The sequence below is a fragment of the Sphingobacterium alimentarium genome, assembly GCF_004342685.1.
Taxonomy (GTDB): Bacteria; Bacteroidota; Bacteroidia; order Sphingobacteriales; family Sphingobacteriaceae; genus Sphingobacterium; species Sphingobacterium alimentarium.
This window is the reverse complement of sequence record NZ_SMBZ01000004.1, coordinates 17,535-32,358: the sequence shown is the minus strand read 5'-3', so window position 1 is coordinate 32,358 and position 14,824 is coordinate 17,535. Positions and strand designations below refer to the sequence as shown.

The following is a 14,824-nucleotide window of genomic DNA, read 5'->3' as shown; positions in this document are numbered from 1 at the left end:
ATGAGAAATTTGATATTTAGTTTGAGTATGATTTGGGTACTTTTTGGTAACCAAATCAAAGCTCAAGATATGCGTGTAATGCGTATTTACGAAGAAGGTCTTTCGCAAAGTGGGTACATTCTGATTGATAACCAATCAAAGGAAGCGATTGTAATCGACCCGCGTAAAGATGTGCAAGAGTTTATCGATACATTGAATGCTTACGACGCCACATTAAAATTCGTTACCGAAACACATATTCATGCCGATTATTTGAGTGGTGCGCGTGAATTAGCCAAAATGACTGCATCAACATTAGCATTGTCTCAGGAAGGACCTGCGGAATGGCAATATAAATTTGATTATCTACCGTTGAAACAAGGAGATAAGTTGGCATTTGGAGATTATTTTCTCCAAGTGCTACACACTCCAGGTCATACGCCAGAAAGTATTAGTTTTTTATTGTATTCCAATATGGATATAATAAATCCAATAAAAGCTTTTACTGGTGATTTTCTTTTTGTGGGTGATGTGGGTAGGCCAGATCTATTAGAGAAATACGAAGAGGGTGATGCGAATTCAACAGCCTCTGCTGCAGCGCTTTATCAAAGTATTGAAAAGTTCAGAGCATTACCTGACGATTTAGAAATATGGCCGGGTCATGGTGCTGGTTCATTCTGTGGTAAGACGTTAAGCAATATTGCATTTTCTACACTGAAGGCTGAAAAATTGACTAATCCTGCTTTACAATATTCAGGTAAAGAAGCTGAATTTATAAAATACATATTGGCGGATCAAGTGGTGCCTCCTCCATATTTCAAGTTGATGAAAGAATGGAATCGTGATGGCACGTCTTGTAAGTTGGTGGATGAGCGATATGCAATAATTGATGCTTCGGAAATAAAAAGTCTGATTGGTAAAGGAGTAAAAGTAATCGATACGCGTGTTCGTAAAGAAGTAGGGAAGGGATTTCTCCCAAATACAATACATATTGAGTTGAATAAAGGATTCAATAATTGGTTTGCACAATTAGTAAATCATAAGGACCAAGTCATATTTATAGTAGAAAAAGGTAACGAAAAATCATTAGCACATAAGTTGATGCGCGTAGGGTTTGACAATGTATTGGGTGTGGTAAACAATATTTCGTCTGTAAACTTAAAGTCAATTAAATACGTTAAGGCTGAAGACTTGACAAAAGCTGTGAAGAGAAAAGGCATACAAGCCTGGGATATTCGTACAGCTAAAGAATACGCTGAAGGACATATTGCTGGTATAGCAAATTTGCCTTTGCTTGAAATAAAAGAGAAAGCATCAAAACTAGATAAAAATCAACCGATAATAATTCATTGTCAAAGTGGAGCTCGTGCAGCTATTGGTTATTCACTTTTTGAAAGTTTAGGTTTTACAGACATTACTGTTTATGATGGAGGTATCAATGAATGGAAAAAGTTGGGGAATAAACTGGTTAGCGAATAGAGTGTCATTTAAATAGTAAAAGTTATGTTATCGATATTTAAAGGAATATTTTCAAATGATGATTCAGCCTTAAAAGAGGTGTTTTCGAAGAATAATCCACAATTAATAGATGTACGTACGCCGTTAGAATTTAATGGGGGTACGGTAAAAGGCGCAAAGAACATTCCATTGAGCGAGCTAGAGAGCAAATTGAATTTATTGGATAAATCAAAGACTATCGTGGTATTCTGTCAGAGCGGCAATAGAAGTGGCCAAGCCATGCGTATTCTTCAAAATAAAGGTTTTGAAAAGGTACATAATGGCGGAGGCTGGTGTACATTGAGATCGATAGTGGAAAGCATCTAATTTGCCTTATGCTAAAAGGTGTTTTAATAGGTATAGTAGTATTGGGTTAGTTTATCTGTCGCTCATGCGCAAGGAGAATACAGTGTGTGGGGGAGAGCGACAGTTGGCTATTCTTTTGACAACGTGAATAAACTGGATACGGAAATACAATACCGCAGGCAAAATTTAAGAGAAAATATTGCAGGTATTCAAAAGCCATTGTTGGAATCTTTAAGATGGTGGTATCATCGTAATTTAGGAAGTAATTTTAATGTGTCTTTATCGCCATTTGCCTATTTTTCGCATAGCCAAATTGATTTGAGTAGAGAGGATTATGTGCAAGGTAATCGCGAAATTCGTTTTTCAGCAGCAGGACGATGGCAAAAATCGATCGCTAAAAATTGGCAAATTTCTAATCGTGCAGCAGTAGAAAGTCGTCATTTTACATCCGACAATCGCTATGTATTACGTGCTCGGAATCGTATTGGACTGAAAGCACAAATTTATGGATAATTATAACTTAGTCCTTTCGGAAGAACTATTAGTAAATCCAATAGGAAAAGACAACAATAGTATAGACCATAATCGTATGCAACTGATGAATGAAATTAGAATTTCACCTCATCTAAAATCTGAAATCGGCTATATCTGGATTGAAAGGTACAAAGCGAAGAAAAACATATTTAATACCGAACATGTTGCGTTTGTAAATCTGTATTATCAGCTCCATTAATGTAACTTTTGTTACTGACTAGGTGAGTGGGTTTTCTTAGTTTAGTATATATTTAAAAAAATGAAGATGGAATTATTTATCAAACAATATGGCATAGCCATTGTAGGTGTTGTATTAGGTGCTTTAGGAGGCTTCCTATACTACAAATATGTAGGTTGCGTCAATGGGACGTGCGCTATTACAGCGAATCCCTATATGAGTACCATCTATGGTGCGATGATGGGCGGATTATTGTTTTCAAATTTTAAATAAAAAGATTATGAGTAAATCGTTTCAAGATATTATCAATCAAGATAAACCTGTATTGGTAGACTTTTTTGCGACTTGGTGCGGACCTTGTCAAATGCAGGCGCCTATCTTATCGGAAGTAAAAGATGTGGTAGGCGAGCAGGCAGATATTATTAAAATTGATGTAGATAAAAACAATGCTTTAGCTGGTCAATATGCCATTCGTTCGGTACCTACCTTGGTACTTTTCAAAAATGGTGAAGTCGTTTGGCGTAAATCGGGTGTAGGTCAGAAAGAAGAATTGACAGCATTGATTAATCAACACGTATAAAGAAAATCATATTAGTAATAATGCAAGGCAAATGGAATACTATCATGAGATATAGCGGTTTAGTGCTGCTAATGGTATTGTTGTGTTTGCCTTGTTTTGCTAAACAAAACCTAAAACAATCTTGGGGTATTCCTGTCGCAGAAAGTAAATCTGTGGCAAAGATTAGCAACACGATTTGTAATTATTCTGAATTTACTTCCCAACTAGTAGATCAAGAAGTTTCTTCGCGAGGAATTATTCCTTCACGCAGCAATCAATTTGTAGCTTCAGCAAAAGTATTAACCAGTTTTCAAGTAAAAGATTACTTAGCTTTACTTCACAAGCCTTATCTACACGCACTCCATATTCTCTTTCAACAATTTAGGATTTAGTGAATGCTTAGCGGATGTTTCCGCACAAGTAATATTCATTATTTATAAATCCTAAACACTTTTTATGAAAGAAAAAGAAGGAGTTTCTCCATTATCTATATTAATACTTCGTATAGCTGTCACTGGTATTTTTATCAATGCAGGTATTTCACATTTAGTAAACTCGTCTAAAACTGTAGCTCGACTACAGCAATCTCCATTTTTAGAATTATTAGGAAAATTAGCATCGCTCGAATCACAAGTGTTGATGTCTGGCTATGTGATGATTGTATTTGGTGTTACTTTTTTATTAGGCATATACACGCGTTGGTCAGCCTTAATCTTATTTTTAATTTTAGTACCTATCACATTAACTATTCAGGTTGACGCGGGCTTGTTACATGGTCCATTATGGAAGAATGTCGCTATTGGCGGGGGATTGTTGTTTTTTATACTGAACAATCCGCAAGCTTACTCACTATTTAACCCCAAAAAACAATATCATGATTAGAATCCTATATATTATATTCATTTCAGTGCTCAGTTCTTCACTCATTATGGCAAAAAGCAAAGACACAACGATCACGATATTACAAACAGCCGATTTGCATGCATATTTGAATAAGCACAATGAGCTTTTTGTCGAAAAGGGAAAATTGAAATTTCGTGAAGCAGGAGGATTGGCACACATCAAAACCTTAGTAGATGGAGTTCATAAAGAAAATCCAAACGGCACAATAATAATTGATGGTGGTGATTTCATCCAAGGAAGTGGAGAGAGTGTTCTCAGCCAAGGCCGTATTTTTCCTGCTATTGTAAATGAAATGAACTACGATTTAATGATTCCTGGCAATTGGGAGGTAATTTACGGGAAGCAAGTCATGATGGATATTATGACTAAATACAACACTTCCGTTATTGTATCCAATATGTATCATGAAGCCGACAAGTCTGCCTTATTTCCTCCTTATTGGATTACTGAAAAACAAGGTTTGAAAATTGGCTTTATTGCGTATAATGATCCTGAAATTCCGATTCGTCAGAATCCGATGTTTAGTGAAGGGATTTTGTTTTCCGAAGTAGAATCGAATTTGAAATCACTTATTACACATTTGCGTGAGGGGGAAAAGGTGGATCTACTCTTTATGGTGGCGCACATTGGGATATCGAAACAATTGATGCTGGCGAATAACCAAGCAGTGGAAGGTGTGGATTTTATTTTTGGAAATGATACACACGAACGTGTTCGCGAGCCAATCAAAGGCAAATATGCTTTAGTATTAGAGCCCGGTTCATTTGGTTCTTTTGTCGGAAAATTGGACCTGAAAATTAAAAATCGAAAAATAGCAGATTACCGCTACGAATTGGTCCAAGTCAATCCCAAAAAGTATAAAGCAGATAAACAAATGCAACAGATTATTGATTCTTTGACCGACCCTTATCGCTCACAAATGCAGGAAGTAATAGGTTATACTGCCACGCCGATGTATCGATATTTGGTTGTAGAGAATCCGATGGATAATTTTATCACGGATGCATTATTGTGGAAATCAGGAGCTGACATTGCTTTTTCAAATGGATTCCGTTTTGGAGTACCGATTGTGCCGGGTAAGGATGGTAAACAACCTATTACGCGTGAAGATCTCTGGCGCATGATTCCTGTAGATGAAAAAATGAAGATAGGTCGTGTGTCTGGTCAACAGATTTGGAATTGGCTCGAGAAAGAGCTGAATAATGTATTTGCGAAGAATGCGCAAGAAAGATTTGGTGGCTGGTTGGTTCGTTTTGCTGGCATGAAAATTACCTTTGATAGTTCAAAAGATATGGGCTCACGTTTGCTTACTGTTGAAATCAAAGGACAGCCCATAGACTTAAATAAAGAATACAGCATGGCATCTTGTAATCGTACCGGCGAACCTTTGCATGTATTGTGTCGTATGCCGAATGCCAAAGATGTAGAAATTAAAGATTTTACGTTACATCAGGCGATAGTTGAGTATCTAAAAGAAATTAAAGTAATTAGCCCGCGTGTAGAGGGTCGAGCAATAGCCGTTGATTTGGATAGAAATTACTTTTCTGAATTACCAGAAGTAAATTATAAATTTAGATAATATGAGAAAAAGATTAAAATTAGGTGTGGTAGCCGTTCTATCGTCCTTCGCTTTCGTCTTCTGCGGCCAAGCAGAAAATAAAATAAAAACTGCTCCTACGAAGGAGGATGCTGCGGTTGCTGTCGTCGAGCCCAAGGAGTCGAACATTTCTTTTAAAAACGAAAAGGGAGAGGTAGTCAGTTTGGATGATTTAAAGGGAAAAGTGGTGTTTATCAATTTTTGGGCGACTTGGTGTCCCCCATGTATTGAAGAAATGCCATCCATTCAAACATTATACAATAAGTTTAGAGATAATAAGGATGTGGCATTTCTCATGGTCGATGTGGATAATAATATAACTGGTGCTTCTAAATTTATGAAAAAGCATAAATTGGATATGCCGTTGTACGTGCCTAATTCGGAAATCCCATCCACTTTCTTAGATGGTGCTATCCCTACGACAGTTATTCTTGATAAAAGAGGAAGTATTGATGTCCGCATGGAGGGCGGAAGAGACTATTCAAGTCCTGCTATGATGGAGGCGCTACAATCTTTAATTACGGAATAATGCATTAATCAATCTCCATTATACTATTATGAATAATGGAGATGGTTAATACAATAGGATAAATACTGTTGTTTATAAGCGGGAGAACGCGTAAAACATTTCTCTGGCTATTTCTACACTTCTATCCCAATACACTTGAGTTTGTTGCGGTGTACCATCCGATGCTTTCGGATCTTCGTAGCGGAGTGGTATTCGGACATTCGCGCCAGCGATAAAGGGACAAGTTTCATCAGCATGGTCACAAGTCATAATTGCAGCAAAATCCGAAGCAGGGTTGAATGGATGGTCGTATTTCTTTGAAAAACCAATAAGGGGAGGACTCTTTTCATCCATCTTGATCGCATAAATAGGATTATTGCCGTCAGCTATTTTACTAATCTCGAAACCTTGACCTTGTAATACTTCGACCACCTTTGGAAACAGAGCTGTCGTTTCGGTACCTCCCGAATAACAATATACTTCGGGTATGTTGTAGAAATACGCAGCACATTGAGCCCAAATTTGGGCCAAATGGCTTCTTCTACTGTTGTGTGTACATATGAAATTAAGATTTATTGCCTGTCCATTTTCGTGTTTTGACTGTATATAATCTATGAAAGGCTGTAGTTCAGCCTTTCTTTCTTCCGATATCGTATCATAGGCTTGGATAAGCACTAGTTGATCTTTTATTGTATCAAACATATCCATCTATGCCTATTAACAACAGCCCGAGCCTGGTGTACAGCTGCCTGAATTTGCTAGGTTGACCAATTGAATTTTTGGTTTCTGTGCCGGGATACCACAAGCATCTTCAGCTAGACAAGCAGTTTGCTTGTTTTTTAGCACAAAATGTTGACCATCGAAGTCCAAATCATATTTCCCAATTGTAGTAGATTGGTATTCTACTTCTATTTCAGCGTCTTCTATTCCCAATTTGTTTTCCGAGAGTTCGATGATACTTAACAATTTACCTGGTTTTAGGCGATGTTCGTAATCATTTGCATTCCACAATTGGAAATTAACTACTTTCTCTTGACGGATTACTCCTCCACAGTCGATGAAGTTTTTGACAACCTGTCCCACTTCAGTCACATGAAAGTGTTCCGGTACAAATGTGCCATCCTCCAATTGGAAGGTTACATTTTCTAAAGATGGCAGAATGGATTTTATTTGTGATAGTTTCATTGTATGTAATTTTAAGGTATGTATGAGTCGTTAGCAACAAGAATCGGCAGATACTGGCTTATTAAAGAAACCGTTAAAGTCATTTTGAATGGTTTTCCACACCTGCTCATTGATACAATAGCAAATGGACTTTCCTTCTATTGTACCTTGAATGATTCCAATATTTTTTAATTCTTTAAGATGTTGAGAAATGGTAGACTGTGCCAGTCCGATTTCCTCCACAATATCCGTGCATATGCATGCGTCCTGCTGGATAATATAGTTGAGAATAGCCAATCGGGCCGGATGCCCCAATACTTTTAGCATCGACGCCAATTGATTTTGCTCATTGGTGAATATTTCTGTCTTTGTGATTCCCATAATATATTTATCATCGTAATATTACGATTAAAAATAGAAAAGTAAAAGAATATAAGTTAAATATGATTTCTATATGAGTTTTGTACAGAACTGAACGTTTGTATGCATGGGGATTGTAGCCTTCAAGCGGAAAGGAAGAGTGTTAAAATTATGAACCTGTATTAAAAATTTTAAACCCTTTGGGTCAAGTTTGGTCTATTTATTGCATAAACTACTAAAAAGAAAGGGAGATTTATGAATAGATTTATTACGTATCTGGTTGCATTCGTTATTACATTGACTGTGTCGTCATGTTACACTTCGCGTCATCCACATGGACATTTGCCTCCAGGTAAGGCTAAGAAAATATATGGTGACAAATCCGCAAAGCGACATGCGCCTGGCCAAAAGAAAAAGAAATATAAGAAGCCAAAAAAATCTAAAGGACATCACCACAGACATGATGTTTACTATTATCCGGGCTACAGATATTAACAAAAAAAGGAAGTTCTTTCAAAAAGACTTCCTTTTTTTATTCAAAAATCAAATGCTTTGCTCTAACTAGCAATATTCGTCGAATGCAGCGATTAGGTTGTCTGCAATCATCTGTGCAGGACGACCTTCGATCATATGTCTTTCGATCATGTGTACCAATTTACCATCTTTAAATAAAGCCATTGCTGGTGAAGATGGAGGGTAAGGCAACATATATTGACGTGCTTTATCCACAGCTTCTTTTTCCATACCTGCAAATACAGTCACCAATTTACTTGGTTTCTTGCCATTCTCAACTGCAAAACGAGCTGCTGGACGTGCATTTGCCGCCGCACAGCCACATACTGAGTTTACTACTACAAAAACAGTTCCTTCAGAAGGAATTGCAGCGTCAACTTCCTCTACTGATTTTAATTCTTGAAAGCCTGCGTCTACTAATTCTTGACGCATAGGTGCTACTAAATATTCTGGATACATAATTTTTTCTTTTTGCTTATGTGCAAATATAAATGAATATAGACGTACGGTCAAGATACTATCCTCAAGATAATGTCAGAATAAACAGAATAGTTAGCTAATGCTTTGATTTGATTGCAGTTTGGTTTAATTTTGTTTAGATCTAAATTTTAAAAAGAAATACTTATGTCATCATTAGAAACTACCTATGTGCCATACAAAGTGAAGGATATTTCCTTAGCAGAGTGGGGGCGTAAAGAAATAGAATTGGCCGAAGCAGAGATGCCCGGCTTAATGAGCTTGCGTCGTGAATTTGGCGCTTCCAAGCCATTGAAAGGCGCTCGAATTGCCGGATGTCTACACATGACCATACAGACTGCTGTATTGATTGAGACACTCATTGAGCTTGGTGCGGAAGTATCTTGGTCTTCTTGTAATATATTTTCTACCCAAGATCATGCGGCGGCAGCTATTGCTGCAGCAGGTATTCCCGTATATGCATGGAAGGGGATGACAGAGAAAGACTTTAATTGGTGCATCGAGCAAACTTTATTTTTCGGTGAAGATCGCCAACCATTGAACATGATCTTGGATGATGGAGGCGATTTGACGAATATGGTTTTTGATCAATATCCTGAATTAATAGCGGGTATCAAAGGTTTGTCCGAGGAAACGACAACAGGTGTACATCGCCTGTACGAACGCTACAAGAATGGGACTTTGCATCTGCCGGCTATCAATGTCAATGATTCGGTGACGAAATCGAAATTCGATAATAAATACGGATGTCGTGAATCTTTGGTGGATGCAATACGTAGGGCTACGGATTTGATGTTGGCAGGTAAAGTTGCGGTAGTAGCGGGATATGGTGATGTGGGCAAGGGGTCTGCCGAATCTTTACGTTCGGCGGGAGTTCGTGTGATCGTCACGGAGATCGATCCGATCTGTGCATTGCAAGCCGCGATGGAAGGATATGAAGTCAAAAAGATGGCGGATGCGGTGAAGGAAGCTAATATTGTCGTGACGACTACCGGAAACTTCGGGATCATTCGCGAAGAGCATTTCTTAATGATGAAGGATAAGACTGTCGTGTGTAATATAGGGCATTTTGATAACGAGATTGACGTGGCTTGGTTAAATGCAAATCATGGCCATACCAAAGTCGAAATCAAGCCTCAAGTGGATAAATACACTATCGCTGGTAAGGATATAATCTTATTGGCCGAAGGCCGACTGGTTAATTTGGGTTGTGCGACGGGACATCCTTCCTTTGTCATGTCTAATTCGTTCACAAACCAAACTTTGGCGCAGATAGAACTTTGGACCAATACCGAGCAGTACGAGAAAAAGGTGTATACCTTGCCAAAGCATTTGGATGAGAAGGTAGCTCGTCTGCATTTAGCACATATTGGGGTGGAGCTGGATGAATTGACATCGGATCAAGCAGCTTATATTGGTGTAGCAGTGGAAGGTCCGTATAAACCTGAATCTTACAGGTATTAATAGATATCTTATAAAAAAGGGTCATTGCATACGAGGGCACTGAAAAACTATCCATTAAAAAAGGGCTTATGAATTTTTATACTCATAAGCCCTTATCCTTTGTTTATTTGAATGCATTTAGCAACAACTCTTCAAATATGAGATTGTCAGTGGGTTAAATATGTGCTTTTTCCCTGTTTTTGATACTCAAATTTTTGAAGAGGACTTTTTCAGTGCCCTCTTGCATACAATGACCCTTTTTGTTAAATAGGTAGATGTGTATTGATATTTTAATTATACAATCTGATTTGTATATGCGTTTTGTCTTTTGTTTGGAAAGTGATCGTTTGATTTAAAGCAGATTCTTGGCTTGTATTTTCCTTGATACAAGTCTTGACATGCTTGATTTTTTCAATAAGATCATGAATATAATCTGATGATTTTATTTTTTTCATAGGTACTAATAGCTAATAGATTGGTTTTCTATTTTGATATACAAATATAGGGTATAAAGGTTGTACCATACTATACCTAATTGTTTGTATTTTTATATATAAATACGTGAAATTCTTTCCAATAAATGTGTAATCTATTGATTTTGTGTGTAATTACGTAAGATAAGTTATGCAAATAGGTTTACAGTAGCTTGTTGAAACCGCTAGCTTGATACCATGTAAGGGATCTGTAATAATCATGTACGATCTCTTCGTTTCGTACATGCGGAATGTAGCAGGTAAGGCCGCTGTTTTTACGGATGGCAAAACCATTAAATAAAGGCGTGTTCGCTTTGTACACTACAGCTTGATCCATTGCTGATCGCAAATTATTAACTTGTGCACCCGCGAAATTTGTCTCCATAAAATCTAGAAAATCGAAGGCAATAAGTGGATTGCTGAAGCGGTCAAAGTCCATGCGCTGGATCTCATTCCGATTAAAATCAGGAAATTTTGGTGACTGTTGCTCAACTATTTTTTTTGTGGTTTCAGCGATGTTTTGCAGCTTTGAGGCATCTATGACAGACACTGTAGCGGATTGAAAATTTCCGCTTAAATTATTGTAATGATCGTAATATTTTTGGGCTATTCTTTTATAAACTTCATCGTCGGATTCGAGTAAATCATCTACGATAAGATGGTAGGGCATACCTTGTGCGATCACTTCTCCGGGAGAGGCGATAAAGTACTTTGTCTTATCTTTTAGTTCGTACAGTACCTCTACGCTGGCCATGGAGCAGGCATCAAACATTATAAAGTCAAATAGATCTTTCGGGATTGCCGAGTTGAGCTCTTTGATGTCCATTTCTCTACCGGCGTCTTTGCCAAAAGAATTTAGTTTGATTGGACCTACTTGCGCAGGAACCCATCCTGTAGCATGTGACCAAAGGATTAATCCATATGATTTGGAACGAAAATTTTGTTCCATCTCGTTGATGATCGTTTTAAGGGTATGCGGATCGGAAGAATTTAGATTCGGGTATTGTTTTATAATTTTTCTATCGGCAAAATTAGTCGAAGGATTGGGCTTGATATGATACAGCGTTGGGATCTTATTGGGTAATGTCGCAAATACAATAAGATTTCCTTTGGTGCTGCTCAGGTTTCTTTCTATCTGTTGTAGATTAAGTTCAGCTTCATTCGCTAGGTTATTATTGGCAGCTAGATATATTAAGGTAGTACGTTCGGCAATGATTATCTCAGGCTCTGGTTCAGGCTCAGGGACGGGTTTTGTATCTTTGCAGCTGCTGAAGGCGAGTACGATAGCAAATAGAATGTATACCTGTTTTTTCATAGTGATGTTAAATTATATTTCAATATATAAATCCTAAAGTAGATTGAAATTAACGTTAGAAATATAGTAAAAAAGGGCAGCATTAATGCTGCCCTTTAGGTATGAAGTTTTACTTAATACTAAGCTTAGTTGTTAGGTTTTACTCTAATTTTAACTTCTTTCTCTACTTCTGGTTTAGTAGCGTCTACTGAACCTGTATTGAATTTGTTAGCAACTTTGATTTTGTATACCAAGTAAATATCACTTTGTAATGCTGCACCTCTGTTAGTCCATACTGCTTCATTACCTACTACAGTAGCTGTAGTTTGAGCTGGTAAGCTGATAGTAGTACCGCTAGCATTTTCTGCTCTTACGAAAGTAGCTACTCCGCTATTTAAGCTTTGACCAGCACCGAATTGGAAGCTCATGCCGTATTGACCTAATAAACCAGTGTTGTATTTGTTTGTAGTAGCTGTTGCACTATCAAATAAGTACATTACGTTGTTGTTGAAGTCAGATACTGAGAATGATTTTCTCAAATCGAATTTCGATTCGTTAGTAGTCGAGTTCTCTTTATCTTTCATCTCACCACCAGAACGTACAACGATTGGTTTAACTGGGTTTTTGAATGCTACAGCAAATGTTTGATCATTAGCAGCGTAGTGTACACCATTCACATAAGTTTCAATTTTGAAGCTTACAGTTGTGTTTGTGTTGATGTATTTCTTCGCGTCAGCATTAGTTTCATCAAGTAAGATGTTGCTGTTTGCATTATCTACCGTGATACCGTTTACATTCGAGATTTTCGTTACTACGAAAGTAGTTACAGGAGCTCCAGAAGTAGTGCTAGTGTTGCGTTTCCATAGATCCCAAACATTTGCGTTTAATTTCCATTGACCGCTTTCTAATCTACCTGTAATGATACCGATACCATTGCTCCAGAAGCTTTCGTGCTTGCTGATAGTTGTGATGTTGTTACCTGTTACAGTTAATGTCAATAATACTTCAACTGGTGTACGACCTGTAGCAGTGTATTGTCCTTTGATCACGTAAGTGCCTGGAAGTACTGTGCTAGCTACATTTAATTTGAATGTATTGTCACCGTATGAAGCAGGAACTACTGAGATTCCAGATACATTTTTGCCATCCTTAGTTACAGAGATAGTAGAAGGATTGAACCAGTAAGTGTTGAAGAACGATTGTCTGTCAAGACCTAATCTGTTGTATGCTGCATCTAATGTAGCTGGCTCTACTAAAGTAACGTTGCTTACACCATTTGTATTCGTCATTGCATAAGTCGAAGTACCTTTGATTTCGATAGGTTTAGCAGATGCTCTTACGATTTGGATTTTAGCAAATTTAGTAGCCAAAACTGTTCCATCAGGAGTTTTCATTGTGATTTTCAACACTGGTGTTCTTAAGTTAGAAGCTGTGTTGTATTCTCCTGGTGTACGTTCTTTAACTTGTAAAACACCATTTTTGATTACTACATCATTCTTGTGGTTGTTACCTTGGCTATCTGTATAATCAATAGTTTCGAATGATAAAGTATATCCTGCCAATCCGTTGTCATCTAAAGATTGCAACGAATAACCTTGTGTATAGGCTTCAAGGTGTTTGTAGTAGAAACCTTTGAAAGTTTCATTTAAGTTAACACCGCCACGGTATTTGTATTCTTCTAAATCACCAGGTAATTTTGAAGTGATTTCTCTTTCTGCATCTTCGAATAAGTTCAACTTCAACGTAGGTACAGATTGGCTGTTGATCAAATTCGTAGAGATTGAATTACCATTGTCTAGGTTACCAAACAACGTATTTGCATTACCGAAGAAGTTTTGACGAGTCTCTGGATTATTGTGAACAGCGTCTGTCGCTAACGTATATTTACCATCTGCACCTTTATCAGCTACTTCAATCGTTAATTCAGATTGTTGGATCACTTCTTCTTTTGCAATAGCATAGTTAGAGATCACACGGTATGCTGACGCATCGTTTACTCCCGCTGTAGCGCTAGCTTTTGTGTTTTTAACTTGTAGTGCTACATTTAAGAATTTTGTAGTGCTATTACTTATTATACCGTCAAAAGCATCTTTGCCTGGTTTAGCCAAGACAGTTACTTCGTCATATTTTTGCTCTAATGTACTTACTGTGAAATCAGCTAACTTGTTATCACCTGATCTGAAGTATGCCATTTCTGACGTATTAGCGATAAGACCTTCGATTTGGTAGTTTGAAGGGTTTACGCCGTAAGGATTTAATTTGTAAGTCAATGTTCCAGAACCTTGCATCACTGTTGTTCTATCAGAAAGTGATTTTACGATTCTTGGGAATGAAGCTACCGGTCCTTGTGATATGTGGTGTTTAGCAACAAATGTCAAAGAGTTAACAGATGTTTGTTCTTTTGCTAAGAATACTGTAGAAGACGATTCTCCTTCAGAAGATGTCATTACTACATTGTATCCACCATCCGTAGCTACTAGAGCGATGTCACCAGTATAAGCTTGTACACCTGTGTTTTTACCATCGATGAACCAGTATTTTTTACCGTTTACATCTTTGATTTCTGGTGTAGCACCTGCTTTACCGTCTGCACCTGCTTTACCATCAGCGCCTTGTGCTTTGATAGTCGTAGCTGTCCATGTAGTTCCATTTGCTGAGCTTTCCCACACACCTGTAGAAGCATTGATTCTCCATTGTGTACCTGGTGCACCAGCATCACCTTTATCTCCCTTGTCGCCTTTAGCTCCAGCAGCACCATTTACTACATCGTATGAAGTAGTTTGTCCTGTTGAGGATTTGAAGACAATTCTAAAACCGCCAGCAATTGAAGTCACTGATTCAACCACATTTGTCGCTGCTAAAGATTGTAATTGAGATTTAAGTGTCGCAATGTCAGATTTGTTCTGATCGATGCTTTGTTCAAGACGTGTGATGTCATCATCATACTTCTTACAGCCTTCAAATACTACTGAGCTACTAATAGCTACAGCTAAGGCTAATTTGGATAGATTTCTAATTTTCATATTCGCTTTTTGAGAT

18 protein-coding genes are annotated in these 14,824 nt (G+C 37.6%); 12 read left to right on the top strand and 6 right to left on the bottom strand.

Annotation, left to right across the window (positions count from 1 at the left end):
• The 10 genes from EDC17_RS02625 to EDC17_RS02580 all read left to right on the top strand — a co-directional run bounded on the left by EDC17_RS02625 (position 1) and on the right by EDC17_RS02580 (position 6,082).
• The gene (locus tag EDC17_RS02625) at positions 1 to 1,458 is read left to right on the top strand and encodes an MBL fold metallo-hydrolase (RefSeq protein WP_132776605.1); all 1,458 of its coding nucleotides are present in this window, start codon (positions 1 to 3) and stop codon (positions 1,456 to 1,458) included.
• Between the two features lie 24 nt (positions 1,459 to 1,482).
• Positions 1,483 to 1,803, top strand: a complete 321-nt coding sequence (locus tag EDC17_RS02620; RefSeq protein ID WP_132776604.1) for a rhodanese-like domain-containing protein — start codon at positions 1,483 to 1,485, stop codon at positions 1,801 to 1,803.
• Between the two features lie 84 nt (positions 1,804 to 1,887).
• Entirely contained in the window at positions 1,888 to 2,295 is a 408-nt protein-coding gene (locus EDC17_RS02615; protein ID WP_132776602.1) for a DUF2490 domain-containing protein, read from the top strand.
• Positions 2,288 to 2,515: a porin family protein gene (locus tag EDC17_RS02610; RefSeq protein ID WP_132776601.1), complete on the top strand. Its 228-nt coding sequence runs from the start codon at positions 2,288 to 2,290 to the stop codon at positions 2,513 to 2,515. Before EDC17_RS02615 ends, EDC17_RS02610 begins: the two co-directional genes overlap by 8 nt.
• A gap of 66 nt (positions 2,516 to 2,581) precedes the next feature.
• A complete protein-coding gene (locus EDC17_RS02605; protein WP_132776599.1) occupies positions 2,582 to 2,767 on the top strand; it encodes a DUF6132 family protein in 186 nt (61 codons plus the stop codon).
• A gap of 7 nt (positions 2,768 to 2,774) precedes the next feature.
• Positions 2,775 to 3,074, top strand: a complete 300-nt coding sequence (gene trxA, locus EDC17_RS02600; protein WP_132776598.1) for a thioredoxin — start codon at positions 2,775 to 2,777, stop codon at positions 3,072 to 3,074.
• Positions 3,075 to 3,118: 44 nt separating this feature from the next.
• Entirely contained in the window at positions 3,119 to 3,445 is a 327-nt protein-coding gene (locus EDC17_RS02595) for a hypothetical protein (protein WP_132776596.1), read from the top strand.
• Positions 3,446 to 3,509: 64 nt separating this feature from the next.
• Positions 3,510 to 3,935 carry a DoxX family protein gene (locus tag EDC17_RS02590; RefSeq protein ID WP_132776595.1) on the top strand — a complete coding sequence of 142 codons (426 nt, stop codon included), beginning with the start codon at positions 3,510 to 3,512 and terminating at the stop codon, positions 3,933 to 3,935.
• Positions 3,928 to 5,535 carry a bifunctional metallophosphatase/5'-nucleotidase gene (locus EDC17_RS02585; RefSeq protein ID WP_132776593.1) on the top strand — a complete coding sequence of 536 codons (1,608 nt, stop codon included), beginning with the start codon at positions 3,928 to 3,930 and terminating at the stop codon, positions 5,533 to 5,535. The genes EDC17_RS02590 and EDC17_RS02585 overlap by 8 nt, the downstream gene beginning before the upstream one ends.
• 1 nt (position 5,536) lies before the next feature.
• Positions 5,537 to 6,082: a TlpA family protein disulfide reductase gene (locus EDC17_RS02580; protein ID WP_132776592.1), complete on the top strand. Its 546-nt coding sequence runs from the start codon at positions 5,537 to 5,539 to the stop codon at positions 6,080 to 6,082.
• A gap of 72 nt (positions 6,083 to 6,154) precedes the next feature.
• Here the strand turns inward: EDC17_RS02580 and EDC17_RS02575 are convergent, their stop codons facing one another.
• The 3 genes from EDC17_RS02575 to EDC17_RS02565 are packed head-to-tail and all read right to left on the bottom strand — an operon-like array spanning position 6,155 to position 7,606.
• A complete protein-coding gene (locus EDC17_RS02575; RefSeq protein WP_132776590.1) occupies positions 6,155 to 6,763 on the bottom strand; it encodes an arsenate-mycothiol transferase ArsC in 609 nt (202 codons plus the stop codon).
• Between the two features lie 15 nt (positions 6,764 to 6,778).
• Entirely contained in the window at positions 6,779 to 7,246 is a 468-nt protein-coding gene (locus EDC17_RS02570; protein WP_132776588.1) for a DUF6428 family protein, read from the bottom strand.
• Between the two features lie 30 nt (positions 7,247 to 7,276).
• On the bottom strand, positions 7,277 to 7,606 hold the full coding sequence (locus EDC17_RS02565) for an ArsR/SmtB family transcription factor (RefSeq protein ID WP_132776587.1): 330 nt from the start codon (positions 7,604 to 7,606) through the stop codon (positions 7,277 to 7,279).
• Between the two features lie 234 nt (positions 7,607 to 7,840).
• On the opposite strand from EDC17_RS02565, the gene EDC17_RS02560 reads away from it, so the two are divergent.
• Entirely contained in the window at positions 7,841 to 8,080 is a 240-nt protein-coding gene (locus EDC17_RS02560; RefSeq protein ID WP_207895635.1) for a quinol oxidase subunit 4, read from the top strand.
• A 66-nt stretch (positions 8,081 to 8,146) separates the two neighbouring features.
• Here EDC17_RS02560 and EDC17_RS02555 read toward each other — a convergent pair whose 3' ends face one another.
• Complete coding sequence (locus tag EDC17_RS02555; RefSeq protein ID WP_132776585.1) at positions 8,147 to 8,557, bottom strand: BrxA/BrxB family bacilliredoxin; 411 nt, start codon at positions 8,555 to 8,557, stop codon at positions 8,147 to 8,149.
• A gap of 165 nt (positions 8,558 to 8,722) precedes the next feature.
• Between EDC17_RS02555 and ahcY the strand changes: the two genes are divergently transcribed.
• Complete coding sequence (gene ahcY / locus EDC17_RS02550) at positions 8,723 to 10,039, top strand: adenosylhomocysteinase (RefSeq protein ID WP_132776583.1); 1,317 nt, start codon at positions 8,723 to 8,725, stop codon at positions 10,037 to 10,039.
• Between the two features lie 615 nt (positions 10,040 to 10,654).
• On the opposite strand, the gene EDC17_RS02545 is transcribed toward ahcY, so the two are convergent.
• Both EDC17_RS02545 and EDC17_RS02540 read right to left on the bottom strand, forming a co-directional pair.
• A complete protein-coding gene (locus EDC17_RS02545) occupies positions 10,655 to 11,806 on the bottom strand; it encodes a clostripain-related cysteine peptidase (protein ID WP_132776582.1) in 1,152 nt (383 codons plus the stop codon).
• Between the two features lie 125 nt (positions 11,807 to 11,931).
• Complete coding sequence (locus EDC17_RS02540) at positions 11,932 to 14,808, bottom strand: collagen-like protein (RefSeq protein WP_132776580.1); 2,877 nt, start codon at positions 14,806 to 14,808, stop codon at positions 11,932 to 11,934.
• Between the last annotated feature and the right edge of the window lie 16 nt (positions 14,809 to 14,824).

Coding starts and splice junctions, on each gene's coding strand:
- EDC17_RS02565 (WP_132776587.1), bottom strand. CDS start 7,606: ATGGGAATCACAAAGACAGAAATATTCACCAATGAGCAAAATCAATTG.
- EDC17_RS02545 (WP_132776582.1), bottom strand. CDS start 11,806: ATGAAAAAACAGGTATACATTCTATTTGCTATCGTACTCGCCTTCAGC.
- EDC17_RS02580 (WP_132776592.1), top strand. CDS start 5,537: ATGAGAAAAAGATTAAAATTAGGTGTGGTAGCCGTTCTATCGTCCTTC.
- EDC17_RS02610 (WP_132776601.1), top strand. CDS start 2,288: ATGGATAATTATAACTTAGTCCTTTCGGAAGAACTATTAGTAAATCCA.
- EDC17_RS02555 (WP_132776585.1), bottom strand. CDS start 8,557: ATGTATCCAGAATATTTAGTAGCACCTATGCGTCAAGAATTAGTAGAC.
- EDC17_RS02620 (WP_132776604.1), top strand. CDS start 1,483: ATGTTATCGATATTTAAAGGAATATTTTCAAATGATGATTCAGCCTTA.
- EDC17_RS02605 (WP_132776599.1), top strand. CDS start 2,582: ATGGAATTATTTATCAAACAATATGGCATAGCCATTGTAGGTGTTGTA.
- EDC17_RS02570 (WP_132776588.1), bottom strand. CDS start 7,246: ATGAAACTATCACAAATAAAATCCATTCTGCCATCTTTAGAAAATGTA.
- trxA (WP_132776598.1), top strand. CDS start 2,775: ATGAGTAAATCGTTTCAAGATATTATCAATCAAGATAAACCTGTATTG.
- EDC17_RS02540 (WP_132776580.1), bottom strand. CDS start 14,808: ATGAAAATTAGAAATCTATCCAAATTAGCCTTAGCTGTAGCTATTAGT.
- EDC17_RS02590 (WP_132776595.1), top strand. CDS start 3,510: ATGAAAGAAAAAGAAGGAGTTTCTCCATTATCTATATTAATACTTCGT.
- EDC17_RS02585 (WP_132776593.1), top strand. CDS start 3,928: ATGATTAGAATCCTATATATTATATTCATTTCAGTGCTCAGTTCTTCA.
- EDC17_RS02560 (WP_207895635.1), top strand. CDS start 7,841: ATGAATAGATTTATTACGTATCTGGTTGCATTCGTTATTACATTGACT.
- EDC17_RS02625 (WP_132776605.1), top strand. CDS start 1: ATGAGAAATTTGATATTTAGTTTGAGTATGATTTGGGTACTTTTTGGT.
- ahcY (WP_132776583.1), top strand. CDS start 8,723: ATGTCATCATTAGAAACTACCTATGTGCCATACAAAGTGAAGGATATT.
- EDC17_RS02595 (WP_132776596.1), top strand. CDS start 3,119: ATGAGATATAGCGGTTTAGTGCTGCTAATGGTATTGTTGTGTTTGCCT.
- EDC17_RS02575 (WP_132776590.1), bottom strand. CDS start 6,763: ATGTTTGATACAATAAAAGATCAACTAGTGCTTATCCAAGCCTATGAT.